This is a genomic window from Stutzerimonas marianensis, assembly GCF_022810315.1.
GTDB classification, from domain to species: domain Bacteria; phylum Pseudomonadota; class Gammaproteobacteria; order Pseudomonadales; family Pseudomonadaceae; genus Stutzerimonas; species Stutzerimonas marianensis.
This window is the reverse complement of record NZ_JALGRD010000005.1, coordinates 228,366-251,911: the sequence shown is the minus strand read 5'-3', so window position 1 is coordinate 251,911 and position 23,546 is coordinate 228,366. Positions and strand designations below refer to the sequence as shown.

The window sequence follows — 23,546 nt, the reverse complement described above, 5'->3', positions numbered from 1 at the left end:
ACCAGATGGGGGTCGGCAGCCGAAATTCAAGCCTTCTCGTCAATCGAAGGCGGGGTTTCCGCCGGTGCCTTGCTGACCACGACCATGGCCGGGCGCAGCAGACGGCCGTTGAGCAGGTAACCCTTCTGGAACACCTTGAGCACACTGCCCGGCTCGGCATGGGTGCTTTCCTCCATCGCCATAGCCTGGTGGTGCTCAGGGTTGAACGGCTCCCCCTGCGGATCCAGCGGCACCAGGTGGTGGCGCGCCAGCGTATCGATCAGCAGTTTCAGGGTCAGCTCGACACCTTCGCGCATCGGCTTGACCGCATCGTCATCAGGATTCGAGAGCTCGAGGCCGCGCTCGAGGCTGTCGGCAACCGCCAGCAGGTCGCCTGCGAATTTTTCCAGCGCGAACTTGTGGGCTTTCTCGATATCCTGCTCGGCACGGCGGCGGATGTTCTGCAGCTCGGCCGCGACCCGCAGGGACTGGTCCTGTGCAGCTGCCAACTGCTCCTCGAGCGATTGCACGCGCGCAGCCAGGTCATCAGCCACTTCGGCTTGCTCTTGCTCGTTCTCTTCCAGGGTCTGGTTGTCCAGGTTCTGCTCGTCGGCCATGCGGTCCTCCTCATCGAGACGTCAGCGGGCGGTCGACCCGCGCTTGTGCGCCTATATGGGGGCTAAGACGCTGGCTTCAAGGGCGGGTTGAGAGATTGGGAGGGCAACGCAACGTCGCGGCTTTCTACCGGCGGTGCGACCTGCATCTTTTATTTACATGCCGTCGGTAGCTAGCAGCTTGTAGCCGCCACGAAAACCACTGTATAAATAGCCAGACACGACACCACGGGAGCCCGTCATGCTGGTTCATCTGTCCGTCCACAATTACGCCATCGTCGAACACCTGGACCTCGAGCTGAAACGCGGAATGAGCGTGATCAGCGGCGAGACCGGCGCCGGCAAGTCGATCATGCTGGACGCGCTGGGCCTCACGCTGGGTGACCGTGCCGACAGCAGCATCGTACGCATCGGTGCCGACAAGGCCGATATTCTTGCCAGCTTCGACCTGGATGACATCCCCGACGCCCGCGCCTGGCTGGCCGAGCGCGACCTCGACAACGACGGCCCCTGCATCCTGCGACGCGTCATCACAGCTGAAGGGCGCTCGCGCGGGTACATCAACGGTACCCCGTGCCCGCAAGGTGACCTCAAGGCGCTGGGCGAGCTGCTCATCGATATCCACAGCCAGCATGAGCATCAGTCCCTGCTCAAGCTCGACACCCATCGGCGCCTGCTCGACGAGTACAGCGGCAGCCAGGAGCTGGCTCGCCAGGTGCAGCTTGCCGCACAACGCTGGCGGCAGACACGACAGACTCTGGAGCGCCTGAGCGACAGCAGCGATGAACAGCGTGCGCGGCACCAGCTGCTCAGCTATCAGCTCGAGGAACTGGAAACCCTCGCACTAGGCGAAGATGAACTCGAGCAGCTCGAGCAAGAGCACAAGAACCTGGCCAACGCCGAGCATCTGCTTGGCGCCTGCCGGCAGGTGCTGGACCTGTGCAGTGAAAGCGACGCGGGGAATGTACTTTCGGCGCTGACCGCCAGCCTCAACCGCCTGACGGCGTTCCAGAACCAGCCCGGCGCACTGGGGGAAGCGGTCAACCTGTTGTCCAGCGCTCAGATACAGGTCGAGGAGGCGGTTGGCGAACTGAACCGCTTCCTCGACCATTTCGATTCTGACCCGCAGCGACAGCAGTGGCTCGAAGAGCGCCTCGACAGCATCTACACCCTGGCGCGCAAGCATCGGGTACAACCCGCCGACCTACCGGCGCTACAGCAACGCCTGCTGGAAGAGCTGGAAAGTCTCAACGCCGACGATGACGCACTGGAACAACTCACCGAGGAACTGACGGCCTATGCCCGACATTACCGCGAGAAAGCGGAGGCACTTAGCCTGGTCCGTCAGGAGGCTGCCGAAACACTGGGGCGTGCCGTCGAAAGCGAAATTCAGCGTTTGGGCATGCCCGGCGGTCGCTTCAGCGTGACCCTCAAGCCAACAGCCGAGGGTGACCCCGTCCCGCATGGCCTCGAGCAGGTCGAATTCCTGGTCAGCGCCAACCCCGGCCAACCGCTGCGCCCCCTGGCGAAGGTCGCCTCGGGCGGCGAACTGTCTCGCATCAGCCTGGCGATTCAGGTCATCACAGCCCAGACATCCCGCATCCCGACCCTGGTATTCGACGAGGTAGATGTAGGTATCGGCGGCCCCACGGCCGAAGTGGTCGGGCAATTGCTGCGCCGCCTAGGCGAGCGCGGCCAGGTACTGACCGTGACCCATCTGCCCCAAGTCGCCGCCCAGGGGCACCACCACCTGTTCGTCCATAAGGCGCGCGGGCAGGATGAAACCCATACCGCGGTGGCCGCACTGGACGGCAGCGAACGCGTGGAAGAGATTGCTCGCATGCTGGGCGGGGTCGATCTCACGGAACAGGCCATGGCGCATGCACGGCAGATGATCGCCTCCGCCCAGGCGTGAAATCAAAGGCCGCCGCCCCTATCGACACAGGGACGATCACCGTAGAGACGCCTAAAAGCTAGGCGTCAGCGGCACTGCGACATTGGAAAAAAGAAACCCCGCACGTGGCGGGGTTTCTTCATATACAGGTACAGGCGGCACTCGGAAAGCACGCACTTTGACCGGTCAGCCGATCAGCCTTCCTTCTTACGGACGTAGAGGACCAGATTGTGGTCGACCAGCTCGTAGCCGTGCCGTTTGACGATATCCTTCTGCAGCTTCTCGATTTCCGAGTCGAAGAACTCGATGACGTCACCCGTATCGACGCACACCATATGGTCGTGGTGACCGCTGTCGGCCAGCTCGAACACGGCGTGACCACCATCGAAGTTATGCCGAACCACCAGCCCGGCCGCTTCGAACTGGGTCAGCACCCGGTAGACGGTCGCCAAGCCAACGTCTTCGCCAGCCTCCATGAGCGCCTTGTAAACGTCTTCGGCACTCATATGGCGCCGATCGGCGGTATCCAGCATCTGCAGGATCTTGACCCGTGGCAGGGTTACCTTGAGCCCAGCTTTGCGTAGTTCGCTATTTTCAACCATGGTTGGCTTTCTCGCTGCTGCTGTTTCGCAGCCTCCTTCAATGCGGGTATGATCCGGGTCTTTGCCCAGCCAAGATAGTGGAAGTCACCTACCGATGCAAAACACCAAGCTCTTGCTGTCCAGTCTCACCCTGGTGGGCCTGTTCGCACTCGCCGGTTGTTCATTCCCCGGGGTTTACAAGGTCGACATTCAACAGGGCAATGTCGTGACGCAAGACATGATAGACCAGTTGCGCCCGGGAATGACCCGCTCGCAAGTACGGTTTATCATGGGCAACCCGCTGATCACCGACACGTTCCATGCCAATCGCTGGGATTATCTCTACAGCATCAAGCCGGGCGGAAGCCAACGCCAGCAAGAGCGCATCAGCCTGGTGTTCAACAGCAATGACCAGCTTGCCGGCCTGGCAGGCGACTTCAAGCCCGGCGTCAGCCGCGACGAAGCCATTCTCGGTACGCAGCCACCTGCAGGTGAAGTATCCGCGCCTCGGCAACCGGCCCCCTCATCCGAGCAACCCGCCGAGCCAGGCTCACTGCTCGACGAGATCCAGCGCGACGTCGATGCTGCCGAACCAGTCCCGGTCCCGACCCCGGAACGCATCGAGACCGACTGATCCAACATGAAAAAGCCCGGCACGCCGGGCTTTTTCATTCGGAGGTATCTGCCGCCCTGTTCCTGGCTGCCTTCGCAGCGCGTTGCTTGCGGACCTCCTTGGGATCGGCGATCAAGGGTCGATAGATCTCCACCCGCTCGCCCTCCTGCACCAAACGCTCATCAGGCTTGGGAACGGCCTTGCCGAAAATCCCCAGGGGCGCATGCGCGATGTCCAGCCCGGGAAAGAACGCATCGATGCCGGACTGCAGTGCCGCCTGCCGCACGGTCGTACCCGCAGGCACCGTCAGCTGCAGCAGTTTCTGCTTGTCGGCCAGGGCATAGGCGACTTCAATGGCTATCACCGCATTATCCATACAGCTGCTTCGCACGATCGCAAAAAGCATCGACCAGGGTATTGGCCGCCTGGGTGAACAGCGGGCCGAGCGTCGCCTTGACCAGCGGCCCGGCATAGTCGAATGTCAGGTCCAGACTGATCTTGCAGGCCTTCTCCCCCAGCGCCTTGAATTCCCAGATCCCATGAAGATGGCTGAAAGGTCCTTCCTCAAGACGCATCTCGATACGTTTGCCGGCTTGCAGTTCGTTGCGTGTAAGGAAGCGCTGACTGATACCGGCCTTAGCCACCGTCATGCTGGCATGCATTTCGGTCTCGCTACTGGAAATGACCTCGGTCGCCGAACACCAGGGCAGGAACTGGGGATAGCTGGCCACGTCATTGACCATGTCGAACAATGCCTGTGCCGGATACGGCAACAGCGCCGAGCGTTGGATATGTGTCGTCATCAAGACCTTCTACTTCTTCAGCGGCGGACATCAAGCCGTCGTAGCCGCAAGCAAACCTGCGGCACGGAATGGACCAGAGCAGGTGTACAACTCGCCAGGTACTGGTTGGCCGGTCATTGTCTGGGATAAGCCCGCCCCTCTCAAGTTTCTTGCCGTCGCAGGGTGCAGGTTATCGCCAGCCGCCGCGCGACTCCCTATAATGCGCAGCCTATGGCCAAACAGAAGAAACAGTCCCCCGGGACCATCGCGCTTAACAAGAAGGCGCTGCACGACTACTTCATCGAACAGAAATTCGAGGCCGGCCTCGTCCTGTCCGGCTGGGAGGTAAAGAGCCTGCGCGCCGGCAAGGCACAGCTGGTCGACAGCTACATTCTGCTCAAGGACGGCGAAGCCTGGCTGATGGGCTGCCACATCACGCCGCTCACCTCGGCGAGCACCCACGTCGTCGCCGACCCCACCCGCACCCGCAAGCTGTTGTTGAACAAGCGCGAGCTGGGCAAGCTGTTCGGTGGCGTCCAGCAGAAGGGCTATGCCTGCGTTGCCCTGTCGATCTATTGGAAGAAGCACCTGATCAAGTGCGACATCGCCCTGGCGAAGGGCAAGAAGGAATTCGACAAGCGCCACACCGAAAAAGAGCGCGACTCCGATCGGGAAATTCAACGCGCCATGCGCACCAAGGGCAAGGAAGACTGATTCCTTCCGGCGAGGTATCGCCTCGCCGAGACTGCCGACCTACCCCTCCGCTGGTTTTTCGAGCTGCCGCTGGCGACGCTGCGCACGCGCCAGCCGCTGCGCCTCCTGCTGCCCTTCGGCAAGCACTTCCTGCACGTAGGCGATGTGCCGATGAATCACATCCCGCGCCTCGGTCGCACGGCGCGCCATGATCGCATCGTAGAGCTCCTGATGCTGCGCCATCAGCATGTCGCGCGTCTCGTTGCGCAAGGCATACATGCCGCCGATGTTCGTCACCACGTTGCGACGCAGCAGATCGAACAGCCCACGAATGGTGTGCAACAAGACGGCGTTATGACTGGCTTCAGCGATCGCCAGGTGGAAACCCGCATCGGCTGCGCCCTCCTCGGCACGGCTGACGGTCCCGCCACGGGCGTAGCAATCCTGCAGCGTCGAGAAGGCTTCGCTGAGGCGTTGCCGGTCGACGTCAGTCGCCCGGATTGCCGCGTAGTAAGCGCAACTGCCTTCCAGGGTATGCCGGAACTCAAGCAGGTCACGCTGTGCATCGGCGCTGTTTTCCAACAGATGCAGCAGCGGGTCGCTGAACGTTGAGCCCAACGACTCGGCGACGAAATTACCCCCGCCGTGCCGACTGACAATCAGCCCCCTGGCGGCCAGTTTCTGAATCGCCTCGCGCAGCGACGGGCGCGACACGCCGAACTGCTCCGCCAGCACACGCTCGGCCGGTAGGCGCGCCCCTGCCTTGAGCGTGCCTTCCAAGATCATCGCTTCCAGCTGCTCAACAATGTTGTCGGCCAGCCTCCGCTGGCGCACCACACCCACTTCCATCGCACGCTCACACAAATTGGTTTGACCACTACGCGAACGACAAGACTAGACAGGCAGAAGGAGACTCGCAACCCGAGCCGCTGCGACCAAAGTCTATGACCATCGATTTGACGTCGCAGCAGCCAAGCTCTTACGCTGGCCAAACCTCGCTGAAAATTGGTATTACCAATTTACACGACGGACATCCAACAAGAAGAGGACTAGTCAATGCGGTCTCGATTCATCCGCCTGGTGCCGGCCCGACCGGCTCCTCAACAGCCCAACTCGATTCGGGGGGCCTGAGATGTCCAACGGTCTGCTTGCGCTGTTCGCGTTCACTCCAATTCTGCTTGCCGCAGTCCTGCTGATCGGCCTGCGCTGGCCAGCCAGCCGCGCCATGCCCGTGGTGTTCCTGTTCACGGCGGCCATCGGGCTGTTCATCTGGAACATGAGCCTGACGCGCATCATCGCGTCCACCCTGCAGGGCCTGGTCATCACCCTCGGCCTGCTGTGGATCATCTTCGGCGCCATCCTGCTGCTGAACACCCTGAAGCACTCAGGCGGAATCACGGCCATTCGCGCCGGGTTCACCACGATCAGCCCGGACCGCCGTATCCAGGCGATCATCATTGCCTGGCTGTTCGGCTGTTTCATCGAAGGGGCATCCGGCTTCGGCACGCCCGCAGCGATCGCCGCACCATTGCTGGTCGCCGTGGGCTTCCCGGCGATGGCCGCCGTATTGATGGGCATGTTGGTACAGAGCACGCCGGTGTCCTTCGGTGCCGTCGGCACACCCATCGTGGTCGGCGTGAACAGCGGTCTGGACACCGCGACCCTCGGCGCGCAGCTGGCCGCCCAAGGCTCCAGTTGGCCGATCTTCCTGCAGCAGATCACCAGCAGCGTCGCGATCACCCATGCCATCGTCGGCACCGTTATGCCACTCGTCATGGTGCTGATGCTGACGCGCTTCTTCGGCAAGGAGCGCAGCTGGAAAGCCGGCTTCGAGGTACTGCCCTTCGCGCTGTTTGCAGGTCTTGCCTTTACCTTGCCCTATGTCGCCACCGGCATTTTCCTTGGGCCCGAATTTCCGTCCCTGCTCGGTGGCCTGGTAGGCCTGGCCATCGTCACGACCGCGGCTCGCTTCGATTTCCTGGTGCCGAAAACCCGCTGGGATTTCGCAGAGGCGAAGGATTGGCCGGCCGAATGGGTCGGCACCATCGAGATGAAACTCGACGACCTCGCTGCGTGCCCGATGAGTGCCCTGCGCGCATGGCTGCCCTATGTGCTGGTTGGCGCGATTCTGGTGATCAGCCGCGTCTTCCCGCAGGTGTCCGCCGCGCTGAAATCCGTGTCCCTGGCCTTTGCGAACATTCTCGGCGAGACCGGCGTCAGCGCCAGCATCGAGCCGCTCTACCTGCCCGGCGGCATCCTGGTTGCGGTCGTGCTGATCACCTTCTTCATGCATGGCATGCGCGCCTCGGAACTCAAGGCTGCAGTCAAGGAGTCGAGTAGCGTACTGCTAAGCGCCGGCTTCGTACTGCTGTTCACCGTGCCGATGGTGCGCATCCTGATCAATTCCGGTGTGAATGCCGGTGATCTGCCGAGCATGCCGATCGCCATGGCCCGCTATGTGGCCGACAGCGTCGGCGGCATCTATCCGTTGCTGGCGCCGTCGGTGGGCGCGCTTGGCGCCTTCCTGGCTGGCTCGAACACCGTAAGCAACATGATGTTCAGCCAGTTCCAGTTTGGCGTGGCCCAGTCGCTAGGCATCTCCGGCGCCATGATCGTTGCAATCCAGGCGGTTGGCGCCGCGGCGGGCAACATGGTCGCGATCCATAACGTGGTCGCTGCCTCCGCCACCGTTGGCCTGCTTGGTCGTGAAGGCATCACCCTGCGCAAGACCGTTTGGCCTACCCTGTACTACGTGCTGGCCACCGGCCTGATCGGCCTGCTGGCGATCTACGTGCTGGGCGTGACGGACCCGCTGGTCGGCGTCTGACAAATTGTATCCACGGCGCCGAACATCTCGGGCCGTGGCGTTCGACACTGGCCCCGGCCGCCGTGTGCGTCCAGGGCCTCTTCGGTTCGAGCATGACCCGGGAAGATCGGGTCCCGACCGGCTTTGTTCACTCGGTGAGAACACACGATGATCATCTCTGCCTCTACGGATTACCGCGCCGCCGCGAAACGCAAACTTCCGCCTTTCCTGTTTCACTACGTCGACGGCGGTGCTTACGCGGAATACACCCTGCGCCGCAACGTCGATGACCTGGCCAGCATTGCCCTGCGTCAGCGCGTGTTGCGCAACATGTCGGAACTGAGTCTGGAAACCCAACTGTTCGGCGAGACCCTGTCGATGCCGGTCGCCCTGGCACCTGTCGGTCTGACCGGCATGCTTGCCCGCCGCGGTGAAGTGCAGGCGGCTCGCGCCGCGGACAAGAAGGGCATCCCCTTCACGCTGTCCACGGTGTCAGTCTGCCCCATCGAGGAAGTCGCCCCGGCGATCAAGCGCCCCATGTGGTTCCAGCTCTACGTGCTCAAGGACCGCGGTTTCATGAAGAACGCGCTCGAGCGCGCCAAGGCAGCCGGCGTGACCACCCTCGTCTTCACTGTGGACATGCCCACCCCCGGCGCCCGGTACCGCGATGCGCATTCAGGCATGAGCGGCCCGAACGCCAATGTGCGGCGCATGCTACAAGCCATGACGCACCCCTTCTGGGCGTGGGACGTCGGTCTACACGGCAAGCCCCACGACCTCGGCAACATTTCCACCTACCGCGGTCACCCGACGGGACTCGAAGACTACATCGGCTGGCTGGCAGCGAACTTCGACCCCTCGATCTCCTGGAAGGATCTGGAATGGATCCGCGAGTTCTGGGACGGCCCCATGGTGATCAAGGGCATCCTCGATGCCGAGGACGCACGTGACGCGGTGACCTTCGGGGCCGATGGCATCATCGTGTCCAACCACGGCGGGCGTCAGCTCGACGGCGTACTGTCCAGCGCGCGCGCCATGCCGGCCATCGCCGATGCGGTCAAGGGCGACCTGAAAATTCTCGCCGATTCCGGCATCCGCAACGGCCTCGACGTGGTCCGCATGATCGCCCTGGGCGCCGACACCGTTCTGCTCGGCCGCGCCTTCGCCTATGCCCTGGCTGCCGATGGTGAGGCGGGCGTGACCAACCTGCTCAACCTGATCGAGAAGGAAATGCGTGTAGCGATGGTGCTCACTGGCGCCAAGTCCATCAGCGAAATAACGACCGATTCGCTGGTGCGCGAGGTGGACCACTACCAGACCAGCCGCCACGTCGACCCGGCCTGACCGCTTACACCGAGACGCCGCGCGATCATCGACGCGGCCTGCCTGCTACCGGAGCCCGCATGAACGCGTCTGCCACCCTACCGGGCGAATTTCTCGCCGCCGTCGAACGCCTCATTCCGTCGGAGCGGCTATTCGATGACCCGCTCTCGACCTTGGCCTTCGGTACCGATGCCAGCTTCTATCGGCTGATCCCCAAGCTGGTGGTGCGGGTCGAGTCGGAGGCCGAGGTGATCGACCTGCTGAAGCTGGCCCAAGGCGCTCGCATTCCCGTGACATTCCGCGCTGCGGGCACGAGCCTCTCGGGGCAGGCGATTTCCGATTCGGTGCTGATCGTGCTGGGCGATAACTGGAACGGCCGTGAACTGCGCAACGGCGGCGAGCAGATCCGCCTGCAGCCCGGCGTCATCGGCGCCAACGCCAACGCCATCCTTGCCCCGCTGCAGCGCAAGATCGGTCCGGACCCAGCCTCGATCAACGCCGCCAAGATCGGCGGCATCCTCGCCAACAACTCCAGCGGCATGTGCTGCGGCACGGCGCAGAACAGCTACCAGACGCTCGCTGGCCTGCGCCTGGTGCTGGCCGACGGCACTCTGGTCGACAGCGAAGATGCGGCGAGCGTCGCGGCGTTCCGCCAGAGCCACAGCGAACTGCTCGACCAGCTCGCCGACCTCGGCCGCGCCACCCGCGCCAACACCGCGCTTGCGGAAAAGATTCGCCACAAGTACCGACTGAAGAACACCACGGGCTTTTCGCTCAACGCCCTGATCGACTTCGACGACCCGCTCGACATCCTCAATCACCTGATGGTCGGCTCCGAAGGTACGCTCGGTTTCATCAGCGCGGTGACCTACCACACCGTGCCGGACCACCCGCACAAGGCCAGCGCACTGGTCGTTTTCCCCGATGTAGAGACCTGCTGCCTCGCCGTACCGATCCTCAAACAGCAACCGGTATCGGCCGTCGAACTGCTTGATCGCCGCAGCCTGCGCTCGGTGGAGAACAAGGCTGGCATGCCCGAATGGGTCAAGACGCTATCGGCCAACGCCTGTGCACTCCTGGTCGAGTCGCGCGCGGCGAGCCAGACGCTGCTGCATGAGCAGATCAACCAGATCATGACGTCGATTGCGCATTTTCCGGTGGAGAAGCAGGTCGATTTCAGCGAGGACCCGACCGTCTACAACCAGCTCTGGAAGATCCGCAAGGACACGTTTCCCGCGGTAGGGGCGGTGCGTCAGAGCGGCACCACCGTGATCATCGAAGATGTCACCTTCCCCCTCGAGCGGCTGGCCGAGGGCGTCAATCGCCTCATCCAGCTGTTCGATAAACACGCCTACCACGAGGCGATCCTCTTTGGCCATGCGCTGGAGGGCAACCTGCATTTCGTCTTCACCCAAGGGTTCGACGACCCGCAGCAAGTCGCGCGCTATGAAGCCTTCATGCAGGACGTGACCCAGCTGGTCGCCGTCGAGTTCGGCGGCGCCCTCAAGGCCGAACACGGCACCGGACGCAACATGGCGCCCTTCGTCGAACTGGAGTGGGGGCCGGAGGCCTACGAGCTGATGTGGCGGATCAAGCGGCTGCTGGACCCACAGGGCATCCTCAACCCGGACGTGGTGTTGAGCGAAGACCCGCAGATTCATCTGAAACACCTCAAACCGATGCCAGCCGCCGACGAGATCGTCGACAAGTGCATCGAATGCGGTTTCTGCGAACCGGTCTGCCCGTCCAACGGCCTCACCCTGACGCCGCGGCAACGCATCGTGGTCTGGCGCGACATCCAGGCGCGCAAGCGTGCCGGGATCGATACCACCGAGCTGGAGCGCCTGTACGCCTATCACGGCATCGAGACCTGCGCCGCGACCGGCCTGTGCGCCCAGCGCTGCCCAGTCGGCATCAACACGGGCGATCTGGTGCGCAAGCTTCGCGGAGAGCAAGCCGACCATATCCGCGCGGCAAACTGGCTGGCCGACCATTTCAGCACGGCCGTGCAAGGCATGCGCTTCATGTTGCATGTTGCCAACGGTGCGCACCTCATGATGGGCACGCGCCTGTTGGGCAAGACGTCCGCGGCAGTCGCCCGAGCCAGCCAGGGCCGCGTCCCGCAGTGGACGCCAGCCATGCCGCAGCCCCTGCAACGACTGCATGTGCCCATACCGGCGGATCAGGACGAGCGTCCCCGCGTCGTTTATCTCGCCGCCTGCGTCTCGCGCGCCATGGGCCCAGCGGCGCGCGACCAGGAGCAGGAGCCACTGCTGGACACCACCCGCGCGCTGCTGGAAAAGGCCGGTTACCAGGTCGTCTTTCCCGACGACCTCAACAACCTCTGCTGCGGGCAGCCCTTCGCCTCCAAAGGTTACGCGGAACAGGCCGAACGCAAACGGCAGAAAACGCTTGATGCACTGCTCAAGGCCAGTCGTGGCGGGCTCGACCCCATCTATTGCGACACCAGCCCTTGCACCCTAAGGCTGGTGCAAGAGCTGAGCGAACCCCGCCTGCAGGTGTACGACCCCGTGCGTTTCATCCGCACACACCTGCTCGACAAGCTGGACTTCGAACCCCAGGACAGCCCAATCGCCGTCCACGTGACCTGCAGCACCCAACACCTCGGCGAAGCCCAGGCGCTGATCGACATAGCCCGTCGCTGCGCCAAGCAGGTCGTGGTGCCCGAAGACATCCATTGCTGCGGGTTCGCCGGCGACAAGGGCTTTACCACGCCCGAGCTCAACGCACACGCCTTGCGCAGCCTCAAGGAGGCGGTGCAGGTCTGCGAGGAAGGCATCTCCACCAGCCGCACCTGCGAGATCGGCCTGTCGCAGCATGGCGGTATCGATTATCACGGGCTCGTTTACCTGGTGAACCGAAACAGCCGCGCCAGAGCGGCTGCGGCGGTCAGCTAGCGAGCAGCCGGCAGCCAGGTGACACGCACGAATGAAACGCTTGAGCGCAACCGCAGTCGGACAAATAGAGCCCAGGCGACACACTGGGCCGAAAACCCGCCTCGGCGCCGCCGCGCAATTGCAGAATCAGGCAGGCCCGCCGGGAAGTTAACTCCCTGGAGGATGCTCATGAAAAAATTTGCCCTACTTGCCGCCGCAGCCCTTATCGCCAGTCCCGCTGCGTTTGCTGCCGACAAAAACCTCTGCCAGCTCAACCTGCAAGAGATCGACGACCTGATGGCCACCAACCAGGCCACACTCGGCGAGCCCGCACGCAGCGAAGCAGAGGAGCTGGTCGGCCAGGCTCGTCAGGCTCAACAAGCCGGCGATACCGAAACCTGCATCGCCCATACCACCAAGGCCCTGCAGGAACTGAAAGGACCTGGCAGCTCCGACTCGAACGGCACCGCCGGCTCCGCCTCGGGCGCTGGTAACTGAGTGGCCTGGGCAAGGCCGCCGCACCCGGCGGCCTCGCTACCCCTTGAAATCCGACAGATCACCTCCATCTAATCCATCAAGCGTTCGACGTAGCTCATCCTCTGGCGTACACTGCGCCGCACATGAGCACGCGATGCGTCTCATGGGGCCGATTAGGATTCGACGCCGGTAACAAAACTCTAGGTGCATGCCGAGTTGGTAACAGAACTCGTAAATCCACTGTTGCAAACTTATAGTTGCCAACGACGACAACTACGAAGGGTACGCGCTAGCCGCCTAACCTTCATCTGGTCGCTTCGGCGCCAGCGGTCACTAGGGGATGCCTGTAAACCCGAAATGACTGTCAGATAGAACAGGATCGCCGCCAAGTTCGCTGCAGACGTAACGGCTAAAACTCATGCAGCTCGCTCCAAGCACCCTGCCAATCGGGCGGCGCGGAGTTAACTCAATAGATTTGGCTAAGCATGTAGTACCGACAGTGGAGAGCTGGCGGACGGGGGTTCAAATCCCCCCGGCTCCACCATTTTGTCTTCCCAGGAAGACCCAGAAAAGCCGTAAAGCCCAGAGAAATCAAAGCTTTACGGCTTTTTTATTGCCCACGTTTTGCTATCTAATCCCAGGGCATCCCACGGTTGACGGGGGCACATATGGGGGCATAAAACGCTCATCAGCTCGCTCGGAGAGGATGTGCCCCCAATGCCCTTGAAAGACACCAACTGCCGCAACGCCAAGCCCCAGGACAAGCCCTACCGGCTGTATGACGAACAGGGTTTGTATCTTGAAGTGCAGCCTAATGGAGGCCGTTACTGGCGCTTGAAGTACCGCTTTCTGGGCAAGGAAAAACGCCTTGCTCTTGGCGTTTACCCAGAGGTCGGCTTACAGGATGCTCGTCGCAAGCGTGATGACGCTCGTGTTCAGCTTGCCGGCGGCCAAGACCCTTCGCTGCAAAGACGCATGGCCAAAGTGGTCAGCCAGCTCGATCACCAGCACACCTTTGAATCGGTCGCCAAGCAATGGCTCACTGTTCGCGAATCCTCCTGGGATCCGGAGTACACCCGCACAGTAAGGCAGCGCCTTGAGCTCAATGCCTACCCCTGGTTGGGAAAACTTCCGATCAGCAGCATCAGCACGCCCATGCTGGTCGAAAACCTCCAGCGCATCATCAAGCGCGGTGCTCGCGAGACGGCACGTCGTGTAGCCCAAATCTACAAACAGATTTTCGAGTTCGCCGAAGCTGCCGGTATCACCCCACCCAACCAGATTGGCAATCTCTCACGTACGCTCCCAGCCAAGCGGGTGAAACATTTTGCTGCCGTGACCGATCCTGAAAAACTCGGCGCACTGCTTAAAGCACTAGATAGCTACAGCGGAACAATGCCTGTCTGTTGTGCCTTAAAACTGGCCCCGTTGCTGTTCTGCCGGCCCGGAGACCTTCGACATATGGAATGGTCGGAGGTCAATCTGGATGCTGGCGAGTGGTTGATTCCTGGTCACAAGATGAAAGGGCTAACTGCTACCAAACAGGATCGCCCAGATCACCTGGTTCCCCTCAGCCAACAAGCAGTCGCTGTTCTACGCGAACTGAAACCGCTCACCGGCAGGCATCGGTATACCTTCCCCTCGGCCCGAGGAGGCGACCGACCGATGTCCAACAATGCCGTTCTCAGCGCGTTACGCCGCATGGACATCAGCGGCGACGAAATGACTGGGCACGGCTTTCGTGCAACAGCGAGAACCATAGGTGCTGAGGTGCTGGGATTTCGCCCCGATCTCCTGGAGCATCAGCTTGCTCACACGGTAAAAAATCCGTTGGGACGGGCGTACGACCGAACGTCATTTCTGCCAGAACGACGCGACATGATGCAGCGCTGGTCAGATTACCTAGATGCGATCAAGGCCTGAGCTCACTGCCTGGGCTTGCAATACCGATTCCCGCTTGGTAAAAATCAGGCATCCCTCGGACGTTCATAGGACTCCATGGGATCGTCACGCTGCCCCAGTTACGGCGTTAAGAATCCGAAGTCCATCTGCTGTTAGCAAATGGACTTTCTGGGTACCTCATCGGGGTATCGCCAGCATCTCGCAGGCCTTTTGCGCCTGCTCGCCTGCAACAAGGCTGCTAAAGAAACGTATGGACTCCTATTCCGTACCAGCAGGGTCTTTCCTCTCCCCCACGCCAAAGACACAGCTTCAGCTGTCATGCGCACAGCTGAAGCCGGCAATAAACCTCGGAGGCCCGTAACACGAGGCCCGACAAACATCCCTGCTTTGCAGTAGGAAAATCCGAGCGCCACTCCCAACACATATGCGTATTGCAGTACTTGAGGACCGCTGCAACGCCACCGCCTGAGCACCAGTTAAATGTCAGCACAAACTATTGCACCCAGCCCAGAGGAACCGCGCTTCCTTCGCCTGCCCGAGGTTGAACTCGCTGTCGGGAAAAAGAGATCCACGATCTATCGCGACATAGCAGCGGGAAAATTCCCTGCTCCATATGATCTAGGCAGCAGCAGATCGGTTGGCTGGCTCAGCACGGAGATATCTGCCTGGATCCTGAGCCGGCCGCGCGTACAGTTACGTGGGAGGCATAACAATGACTAACACCTCCGCCCCACTGCGCGCACAGACTCAGTGGTTTCATGTCTTTAGGGCCATGATCGATCAGGGTGATGTCGCCCGAATCGGGCCCCATGCATTTACGGTTTATGCCGTCATCAAGGCACACGCCAATTTCGACCATGGATTATCGAAACCGGGCATCCAACGGATTTCCGAACAGTCTGGAGTCAGTCAGGCACAGGTCAAACGGGCATTAGGGGTTCTCGAAAAAGCAGGTTTCATTGCAAAGAAAAAGTTCGGCCGATCCAATCACTACATGCTACGCGAAAAGGTCCAGGTCACTGAGGCCGGCTTACCACATACCGTAGTAACCTGGGATTACGTGCCGGACCGCGCCCAGCAGACCGTTACTGAGCTTAAAAAAGCCATGATCGCTGGCGATCTCGCAAGTACGCGAACACTGAATATCGAGCGTCTGAATATACAAATCAATCTGGCAGGTGGTAATTCCCAGATCGATTTAGGCTCATTGCACACCGACCTAGATCGACTGCCAGCCGGCATTCGAGAAACGCTGCGTAGAAACCTCAATCGCCGTGGTGATCTTATACACAGCTCAGAGTGACACGTATCAACCTGAGCTGTGTACCATCTGGATGGAGCTCACCTAGAGCTCCGTCGCGTTGGAATACAGCTCAGGCTGAGCCGCTAAAAAGAAAGATAAAATAAAAAAGAGTAGTTCTGGGGGCGACGCAACCTCCTGAGTGAAAGCCCCGAAGCCATTTTGGGTTACGGGCAGCTACCGTAAGCTCGATTCGACGAAACCCACCAGCCCATTTGCCGCTTTTTCGCATTGCAGAAGCGCCTTCCTTTATCATCCCCGGCATCGTGTAATGATTGATTCCCCATTCACTGGCTCAGGGCGCTCGGCTGTCGAATCCAGTGGCATCCAGCATAAACCGAGGCGACTGAGCAGAGCTGAGTTGCGATGCTGACGCCAGGCCGACAGAGCGGCATGTGCCGGCCGGGATGTGACCCTCGCCCAAAAATTTTAGCGGCTAAAATCGCCGCCTTCGCGCATCAGCGATCTGGACAGTGGTAAACCATGAATGCAGTAGAAATTGAGTCCGCCATTTCGGACCTGGCCCTAGAGCCCTTTGACGCGGCGGAGTTCCCGTTCACCTTCCTGGCCGCATTCGGCAACAAGGAAACCGCGCTCAAGCGCCTGCGCGCTGGCAACAACAACGCCTCGGATGTACCTGGCGGCGTACTACTGCGCAGCAACATTCATATCGCCGCATGCGAGCCTGGCACCGTGGGCGAAACGCTCAAGGCCTTGCGCGCCAGCCCGGCCACCATAAAAGCTAAAGCCAAGTTCATCCTCTCCACCGACGGGCAAACGCTGGAGGCCGAAGAACTGATCACGGGTGAAACCATCACCTGCGACTACCCTGACTTTCCCAACCACTTCGGCTTCCTGCTGCCGCTGGCCGGCATCTCCACCATCAAGGAGATCAAAGACAACCCCATCGACGTGCGTGCCACCAGCCGCCTGAACAAGCTGTACGTCGAACTGCTGAACGAGAACCCGGACTGGGCCAAGACCGAACGCCGCCATGACATGAACCATTTTATGTCTCGGTTAGTGTTCTGCTTTTTTGCTGAAGACACAGATATCTTCACTGGCGACGGACTGTTTACCACGACGGTTGAGCACTACAGCGAGCGCGACGGCTCCAACACCGCCCAGGTGCTGTCGGAAATCTTCCGCGCTATGAACCTCAAGTTGGCCGAGCGTGCCGGTGCAGAACCGCGCTTGCCTGGCTGGGCCAACAAATTCCCGTATGTGAATGGCGGCTTGTTCTCTGGAAGCACTGAAGTACCGCGCTTTACGCGCATGGCGCGTACTTACCTGCTGCACGCCGGCAACCTGAACTGGCAAAAAATCAACCCAGACATTTTCGGCAGCATGATTCAGGCCGTGGCCGATGATGAAGAGCGCGGCGCACTGGGCATGCACTACACCAGCGTGCCCAACATCCTGAAAGTATTAAACCCACTATTTCTGGATGATCTGTGTGCTCAGCTGGAGGCAGCGGGCGACAACAAGGCCAAGCTGCTTAACCTGCGCAAGCGTATGGCGCGCATCCGCGTATTTGACCCAGCATGCGGTTCCGGCAATTTCCTGGTCATTGCCTACAAGCAGATGCGCGATATCGAGGCGGAGATCAATCGTCGCCGGGGCGAAGCTCACAATAAGTCCGAAATACCGCTGACCAATTTCCGCGGCATCGAGCTACGCGACTTTCCGGCAGAAATTGCCCGACTGGCCCTTATCATTGCTGAGTTTCAGTGCGATGTGTTGTATCGCGGGCAGCAGGATGCTTTAGCTGAATTTCTACCGTTAGACTCACAGAATTGGATTGTCTGCGGCAATGCGCTGCGGCTGGATTGGTTGGCGGTGTGCCCGCCGACGGGGACTAGCGTGAAGCTGGCAGCGAACGATTTGTTCGACGTGCCATTGGACCAATCTGAAATCGCCTTCGAAAACGAAGGAGGCGAGACGTACATCTGCGGTAACCCGCCGTATATTGGCGACAAATATCAATCGAAAGAGCAGAAGAGCGACATAAAAAGCCTTACCAAAAAAGACGTGCGCGCTGTCGATTACATCACTGGGTGGCTTTGGAAAGCATCAGACTACATTCGCAGCGGAGGCCGATTCGCCTTCGTTTCTACGAACTCTATCTGCCAAGGTGTTCAGGTTCCGCTGGTGTGGCCGAGAATAGTCATGGCGGGGCAAGAGATTTTCTTTGGCCACAAAGCTTTTCTCTGGGGTAACAACGCTGCTAGGAACGCGCAAGTCACCTGCATAATTGTTGGCGTGGCCAATTTAGGCGTCAAACAGAAATACATCTTCGACGGTGAAGAGCGAAAAGAAGTTGAAAGCATCAACTTATATCTCGCGCCCGGCAAAAATATCATCGTCGAGCGGGCGAATGATCCCATCTCTGGTGTATCGACCATGTTTGGCGGGAACATCCCGAGAGATCAGGGAAATCTGTTGCTCACGCCCGATGAGGCAAGGGATTTGCTGGACTCTTATCCTGAGGCAGCGCCTCTAATAAAGCCGATCCTTGGCTCCAAAGAGTTCATCAATGGCCTAGAACGGTACTGTCTCTGGATAACTGACGAACAAGCGCAGATCGCCTTTTCAATTCCGCCCATCAAGGCGAGGCTTGACCGCATACGAGAATATCGTCTGCATGGCAGTGAACGTGGCCGTGCCGGCCTCGACACACCCTACAAGTTTGAACGGACTATCATCGGAAACGACCACACCATCATCATTCCAAGCGTCTCGTCGGAGCGCCGCGCTTATCTCCCTTGCGGTTTGCTGACGAGTGACGTGCGCGTCTCAAATCTTGCACTTGCCCTCTACGACGCCCCACTTTGGAACATGGCCCTCATCGCCTCCCGCCTGCACCTCGTTTGGATTGGCACCGTCTGCGGAAAAATGAAAACGGACTTCCGCTACTCCAACACACTTGGCTGGAACACCTTCCCAGTGCCGAGGCTCACAGAGCAAAACAAGGTCGACCTGACCCGCTGCGCTGAAGATATTCTGCTGGCCCGCGAAGCACACTTCCCCGCCACCATCGCCGACCTGTATGACCCAGACACCATGCCTGAGAACCTTCGCCGTGCCCACGAGCACAACGATGAAGTGCTGGAGCGTATCTATATCGGTCGTCGCTTCAAGAACGACACCGAACGACTGGAGAAGCTGTTTGATCTCTACACCAAGATGACAGCAGACACAGCAAAGGCCACGCCGAAGAAGCTACGAGGGAAAATGGCATGAACGACACCCCTGCTAGCCTGACCACACCACCCGAGGGCTACGGCGAGTGGTTAGCAGACCTCAAAGGCCGCATCCATAGCGCCCAGCAGCGCGCCACGCTGGCGGTAAACCGCGAACTGGTGCTGCTCTACTGGCAGATCGGCAACGATATTTTGACCCGGCAGGCACAGCAGGGCTGGGGGGCCAAGGTGATCGAGCGGCTGGCCCATGACCTGCGCACCGCCTTTCCTGAGATGAAGGGATTTTCCCGCGCCAACCTGATGTATATGCGCGCCTTTGCCGAGGCCTGGCCGGATGCCGCAATTGTCCAACAGGCTGTTGGACAATTGCCCTGGGGGCACAACCTGGTACTGCTGACCCGGCTAAAAGACTCACAGCAGCGCCTGGCCTATGCCCAGAGCGCGATTGCGCACGGTTGGTCACGCAATGTGCTGAACATCCATATCGAAACCCGCCTGTTGGAGCGCAGTGGCACGGCGGTCACTAACTTCGACGTCAGCTTGCCCAAGGTGCAGTCGGACCTGGCCCGCGAGTCGTTGAAAGATCCGTATCGGTTTGACTTCCTCGGCCTGCGCGATGAGGCGCAGGAACGCGAAATCGAACACGCCCTGGTCAAACACGTCACCGAGTTTCTGTTGGAGCTGGGCGCAGGCTTTGCGTTTGTCGGGCGGCAGGTAGTGCTGGATGTAGGCGGCGACGAATTCTTCATTGACTTGCTGTTCTACCACCTCAAGCTGCGCTGCTATGTGGTGATCGAGCTCAAAGCCGGCAAGTTCAAGCCCGAGCACCTGGGCCAGCTTGGATTTTATATGACTGCGGTGGATCGCCAGGTCAAAGATGAACACGACAACCCCACCATCGGCCTTTTGCTCTGCAAGAGCAAAAACAAGATCGTGGCGGAATATGCGCTGGGCGATAAGACCCAGCCCATGGGCATTGCCGAGTACAAATTGCTCGAATCTCTGCCTGCAGAATTGCAAACCAGCTTGCCCAGCATTGAACAGATCGAACGTGAACTGGCGGGCGACGGCACCCTCATGGAGGACGAATCACAGTGACGAACACCACCAACCCGACCAACAGCTACACGGTGCCGTCGGTATCCATTGCTACAGCGCACACTGGGGCATCCAGCAAGGCAAATGAGCTGGGCATGCGCACCATGCAAGAGCGCGCCTATACCAAGCGCGGCGAACAGTACCTGCTGATCAAATCGCCCCCCGCATCGGGCAAGTCTCGCGCACTGATGTTTATCGCCTTGGATAAGCTGCATAACCAGAACCTGCAACAGGCCATCGTCATAGTGCCCGAGCGCTCCATTGGCGGCAGCTTTGCCGATGAGCCGCTGAGCCAGCATGGTTTCTACTGGGACTGGGTGGTGGCTCCGCAGTGGAACCTGTGCAATGCCCCAGGCATCGATGAGCCGCGTGTGGCCAAGTCCAAGGTGGACGCCGTGCGCGCCTTCCTAGACAGCAGCGACAAGGTGCTGGTCTGCACCCACGCCACCTTCCGCTTTGCCGTGGAAGAGTTGGGCATCGACGCGTTCGACAACCGCCTAATTGCCATCGATGAGTTCCACCACGTTTCTGCCAACCCAGACAACAAACTGGGCAGCCAACTGAGCGCGTTCATCAACCGCGACAAGGTACACCTCGTTGCCATGACCGGCTCCTACTTCCGTGGCGACAGCGCGGCCGTGCTGGCCCCGTCGGAAGAGAACAAGTTTGAGACGGTGACGTACACCTACTACGAGCAGCTAAACGGCTATCGCTGGCTCAAGTCGCTGGATATTGGCTACTTCTTCTACACTGGGAGGTACGTGGATGCGGTCGCCAAGGTGCTGGACCCGGCGCTGAAAACCATCGTCCACATTCCAAACGTAAATGCCCGCGAGAGCCTCAAAGACAAGGAACGCGAGGTCAACGAGATCATGAGTTCGCTGGGCGATTGGCAGGGTGTCGACCCGGCGACCGGCTTCCACCTGATCAAAGCCAAGGACGGCCGCACGCTGAAAGTGGCCGACCTGGTAGATGACAGCGACGCGGCCAGACGCTCCAAAGTGCTCGGCGCACTGAAAGATCCGGCACAGAAGAACAACCGCGACAACGTGGATGTAATCATCGCGCTGGGCATGGCGAAGGAAGGCTTTGACTGGATCTGGTGCGAGCATGCGCTGACCATCGGCTACCGTTCGAGCCTGACCGAAATCGTACAAATCATTGGCCGTGCCACGCGGGATGCCGAGGGTAAGGAGCGCTCGCGTTTCACCAACCTGATCGCCGAGCCTATGGCCGATCAAGCTGCCGTTGCCGAGGCGGTGAACGATATGCTCAAAGCCATTTCCGCCAGCCTGCTGATGGAACAGGTGCTTGCTCCGCGCTATGAATTCACCCCGAGGAACCACGGGGAGAAAGAGGGCTTTGTTTACAACGATGGTGAAGGCTATCAACCGGGCGGCACCAACCTGGGCGTGAATGAAACCACAGGCCAGTTCCATGTTGAGATCAATGGCCTGACCACGCCGCAAAGCACTGAAGCCACGCGCATCTGCAAAGAAGATTTGAACGAAGTAGTGACTAGCTTCCTGCAGGACAAAACCGTGCTGGAACGCGGCCTATTCGACAAGGAAAATACCTTGCCGGAAGAGCTGACCCAACTGCGCATGGGGAAAATCGTGCGCGAGCGTTACCCCGATTTGAGCGACGTCGACCAGGAAGCCATCCGCCAACACGCTATCGCCGCAATGAACATTACCCAGCAGGCCAAGTTGATGTTGGCTCAGGCCGACGCCAACGGGAGTGACACCTTACAAGGCAGCACTGCTCTGCTGGATGGCGTGCGCAAGTTCATTAACGTACGCGAGCTGGACATTGATCTAATCGACCGCATCAACCCCTTCGACGCCGCCTATGCGGTACTGGCGAAGGCGATGGACGAAAAGTCCCTGCGTCAGGTTCAGGCCAGCATTGCGGCCAAAAAGGTGAGCATTCCCGAAGACGAAGCACGAGACCTGGCAAAACGTGCCCTGCAGTTCAAGAACGAGCGTGGCCGCCTGCCTGACATCAACTCCGCCGACGCCTGGGAAAAGACTATCGCCGAGGGCATGGTAGCTTTCGCACGCTATCGTGCCCAAGCGAAGGCACAGGAGGGCTCTGCCAATGGCTGAAATGAACGATGACGAGCTGCTGAATGCGCTGGGGATAGAAGTCCCTTCACTCAAGATAACAACCCGAACCCCTCGCGAAGAACGCATCATCGCTGGCTTCGAGGACATTCAGCGTTTCTATCAAACCCACGGCCGCGCCCCACTGCATGGCGAGGATTGCGACATCTTCGAGCGTTTGTATGCCGTGCGCCTGGATCAGCTGCGCAAGCTGCCGGAGGCACAAACCCTACTGGCAGGCTTTGATAGTCACGGCCTACTGTCAGGTACTGCGGCCGCCGCAGTAAATGTGGACGACCTGGATGAGGACGCATTACTCGCTGAGCTCGGCATCGGCAGTGAGTCCGTCGATCAGGACGACATCACCGTGCTGCGGCATGTGCGATCCAGTGCGGCAATAAAGGCGGCAGAAGAAATTGCCGCCCGGAACCCGTGTAAAGACTTCGAGAGGTTTAAGCCACTGTTTGATGAGGTGGAAGCGGGCCTCAAACAAAAATCGTGGGTAACCAAGCCCTTTGGCAAGAACGCCAGCATCGAAGCAGGGGACTTCTTCATTTTGAGCGGACTGATCGCCTATGTTGCCGAAGTGGGCGACACCTACAGGACGCCGAATGCGGAGACAAATGGGCGCTTGCGCGTCATCTACTCCAATGAGACGGAAAGCGATCTGCTATTACGGTCCTTGCAGCGGGCGCTCTACAAAGACAGTGACGGCCGTGCCGGGTCTCGGCTCATCAAGGTAGATTCCGGCCCGCTATTCAGCGACATAACCGAGCCGGACGACATCGAGACTGGCACTATCTATGTGCTGCGCAGCCAGTCCAGCCACCCATTCGTAGCCGAGCACCGCGAGCTGATCCACAAGATCGGCGTAACCGGCGGCCGAGTGGAAACCCGTATCGCGGCGGCCGCGAAGGATGCCACCTACCTGCTGGCCGATGTGGAAGTGGTCGCGACTTACAAGCTTCACAACCTGAACCGTACCCGGCTGGAAAACATCTTCCACCGCCTGTTTGGCGCAGCGCAGCTGGACTTAACCATCGAAGACCGCTTCGGCAATCCGGTTAAGCCAAGGGAATGGTTCCTAGTGCCGCTGCATGTGATTGATGAAGCGGTTGAGCGCATTCGGGATGGGTCTATTACCGGTGTAGCGTATGACCCACAAACGGCTCGCCTGGTCAGCTGAGGCGCTGGGTATGCGCAACGGCTAAATAGTGATGATCAAATCCGGGCGGAAGCCAGTCTCTTCGCCCGGATATCCCCGAGGGTTGCAGACCAT

Annotated in this window: 19 protein-coding genes and 1 other RNA gene; 15 read left to right on the top strand and 5 right to left on the bottom strand. The window is 60.0% G+C overall.

All coding sequences use genetic code 11. The features are described 5' to 3' along the window. Positions 1-26: 26 nt before the first annotated feature. The gene (gene grpE, locus MST27_RS10920; protein ID WP_243605966.1) at positions 27-596 is read right to left on the bottom strand and encodes a nucleotide exchange factor GrpE; all 570 of its coding nucleotides are present in this window, start codon (positions 594-596) and stop codon (positions 27-29) included. Positions 597-834: 238 nt separating this feature from the next. On the opposite strand from grpE, the gene recN reads away from it, so the two are divergent. Further along, positions 835-2,508, top strand: a complete 1,674-nt coding sequence (recN, locus tag MST27_RS10915; RefSeq protein ID WP_243605965.1) for a DNA repair protein RecN — start codon at positions 835-837, stop codon at positions 2,506-2,508. Between the two features lie 173 nt (positions 2,509-2,681). Here recN and fur read toward each other — a convergent pair whose 3' ends face one another. After that, positions 2,682-3,089 carry a ferric iron uptake transcriptional regulator gene (gene fur / locus MST27_RS10910; RefSeq protein WP_243605964.1) on the bottom strand — a complete coding sequence of 136 codons (408 nt, stop codon included), beginning with the start codon at positions 3,087-3,089 and terminating at the stop codon, positions 2,682-2,684. Positions 3,090-3,183: 94 nt separating this feature from the next. Here fur and MST27_RS10905 point away from each other — a divergent pair, with 94 nt between their 5' ends. After that, entirely contained in the window at positions 3,184-3,702 is a 519-nt protein-coding gene (locus MST27_RS10905; RefSeq protein WP_243605963.1) for an outer membrane protein assembly factor BamE, read from the top strand. Positions 3,703-3,736: 34 nt separating this feature from the next. Here MST27_RS10905 and MST27_RS10900 read toward each other — a convergent pair whose 3' ends face one another. Both MST27_RS10900 and MST27_RS10895 read right to left on the bottom strand, forming a co-directional pair. After that, positions 3,737-4,057 carry an RnfH family protein gene (locus tag MST27_RS10900; RefSeq protein WP_243605962.1) on the bottom strand — a complete coding sequence of 107 codons (321 nt, stop codon included), beginning with the start codon at positions 4,055-4,057 and terminating at the stop codon, positions 3,737-3,739. Beyond that, entirely contained in the window at positions 4,050-4,484 is a 435-nt protein-coding gene (locus MST27_RS10895) for a type II toxin-antitoxin system RatA family toxin (RefSeq protein ID WP_243605961.1), read from the bottom strand. The genes MST27_RS10900 and MST27_RS10895 overlap by 8 nt, the downstream gene beginning before the upstream one ends. Positions 4,485-4,694: 210 nt before the next feature. Here MST27_RS10895 and smpB point away from each other — a divergent pair, with 210 nt between their 5' ends. Next, positions 4,695-5,177, top strand: a complete 483-nt coding sequence (gene smpB, locus MST27_RS10890) for an SsrA-binding protein SmpB (protein ID WP_243605960.1) — start codon at positions 4,695-4,697, stop codon at positions 5,175-5,177. A gap of 39 nt (positions 5,178-5,216) precedes the next feature. Here the strand turns inward: smpB and MST27_RS10885 are convergent, their stop codons facing one another. Then, a complete protein-coding gene (locus MST27_RS10885) occupies positions 5,217-6,005 on the bottom strand; it encodes a GntR family transcriptional regulator (protein ID WP_243605959.1) in 789 nt (262 codons plus the stop codon). 283 nt (positions 6,006-6,288) lie between these two features. Between MST27_RS10885 and MST27_RS10880 the strand changes: the two genes are divergently transcribed. The 12 genes from MST27_RS10880 to MST27_RS10825 all read left to right on the top strand — a co-directional run bounded on the left by MST27_RS10880 (position 6,289) and on the right by MST27_RS10825 (position 23,453). Then, on the top strand, positions 6,289-7,983 hold the full coding sequence (locus tag MST27_RS10880; RefSeq protein ID WP_243605958.1) for an L-lactate permease: 1,695 nt from the start codon (positions 6,289-6,291) through the stop codon (positions 7,981-7,983). 147 nt (positions 7,984-8,130) lie between these two features. Beyond that, positions 8,131-9,306 (top strand): FMN-dependent L-lactate dehydrogenase LldD, encoded by a 1,176-nt coding sequence (gene lldD, locus MST27_RS10875; protein ID WP_243605957.1) that lies wholly within the window; start codon positions 8,131-8,133, stop codon positions 9,304-9,306. Between the two features lie 59 nt (positions 9,307-9,365). Continuing rightward, entirely contained in the window at positions 9,366-12,203 is a 2,838-nt protein-coding gene (locus tag MST27_RS10870) for an FAD-binding and (Fe-S)-binding domain-containing protein (protein WP_243605956.1), read from the top strand. A 168-nt stretch (positions 12,204-12,371) separates the two neighbouring features. Next, positions 12,372-12,680 (top strand): hypothetical protein, encoded by a 309-nt coding sequence (locus MST27_RS10865; protein WP_243605955.1) that lies wholly within the window; start codon positions 12,372-12,374, stop codon positions 12,678-12,680. Positions 12,681-12,824: 144 nt separating this feature from the next. Continuing rightward, positions 12,825-13,203: a transfer-messenger RNA gene (gene ssrA / locus MST27_RS10860) on the top strand. Between the two features lie 173 nt (positions 13,204-13,376). Next, positions 13,377-14,582, top strand: coding sequence for a tyrosine-type recombinase/integrase (locus tag MST27_RS10855; protein ID WP_042926690.1), 1,206 nt, complete (start codon positions 13,377-13,379; stop codon positions 14,580-14,582). 459 nt (positions 14,583-15,041) lie between these two features. Then, positions 15,042-15,281, top strand: a complete 240-nt coding sequence (locus tag MST27_RS10850) for a helix-turn-helix transcriptional regulator (protein ID WP_081262886.1) — start codon at positions 15,042-15,044, stop codon at positions 15,279-15,281. Further along, positions 15,274-15,864 (top strand): helix-turn-helix domain-containing protein, encoded by a 591-nt coding sequence (locus MST27_RS10845; protein ID WP_042926691.1) that lies wholly within the window; start codon positions 15,274-15,276, stop codon positions 15,862-15,864. Before MST27_RS10850 ends, MST27_RS10845 begins: the two co-directional genes overlap by 8 nt. A 480-nt stretch (positions 15,865-16,344) precedes the next feature. Further along, complete coding sequence (locus MST27_RS10840; protein WP_042926692.1) at positions 16,345-19,104, top strand: class I SAM-dependent DNA methyltransferase; 2,760 nt, start codon at positions 16,345-16,347, stop codon at positions 19,102-19,104. Further along, positions 19,101-20,162: a PDDEXK nuclease domain-containing protein gene (locus MST27_RS10835; protein ID WP_042926695.1), complete on the top strand. Its 1,062-nt coding sequence runs from the start codon at positions 19,101-19,103 to the stop codon at positions 20,160-20,162. Before MST27_RS10840 ends, MST27_RS10835 begins: the two co-directional genes overlap by 4 nt. After that, the gene (locus tag MST27_RS10830; protein ID WP_042926697.1) at positions 20,159-22,270 is read left to right on the top strand and encodes a DEAD/DEAH box helicase; all 2,112 of its coding nucleotides are present in this window, start codon (positions 20,159-20,161) and stop codon (positions 22,268-22,270) included. The genes MST27_RS10835 and MST27_RS10830 overlap by 4 nt, the downstream gene beginning before the upstream one ends. Further along, a complete protein-coding gene (locus tag MST27_RS10825; protein ID WP_042926699.1) occupies positions 22,263-23,453 on the top strand; it encodes a GIY-YIG nuclease family protein in 1,191 nt (396 codons plus the stop codon). The genes MST27_RS10830 and MST27_RS10825 overlap by 8 nt, the downstream gene beginning before the upstream one ends. Positions 23,454-23,546: the final 93 nt, after the last annotated feature.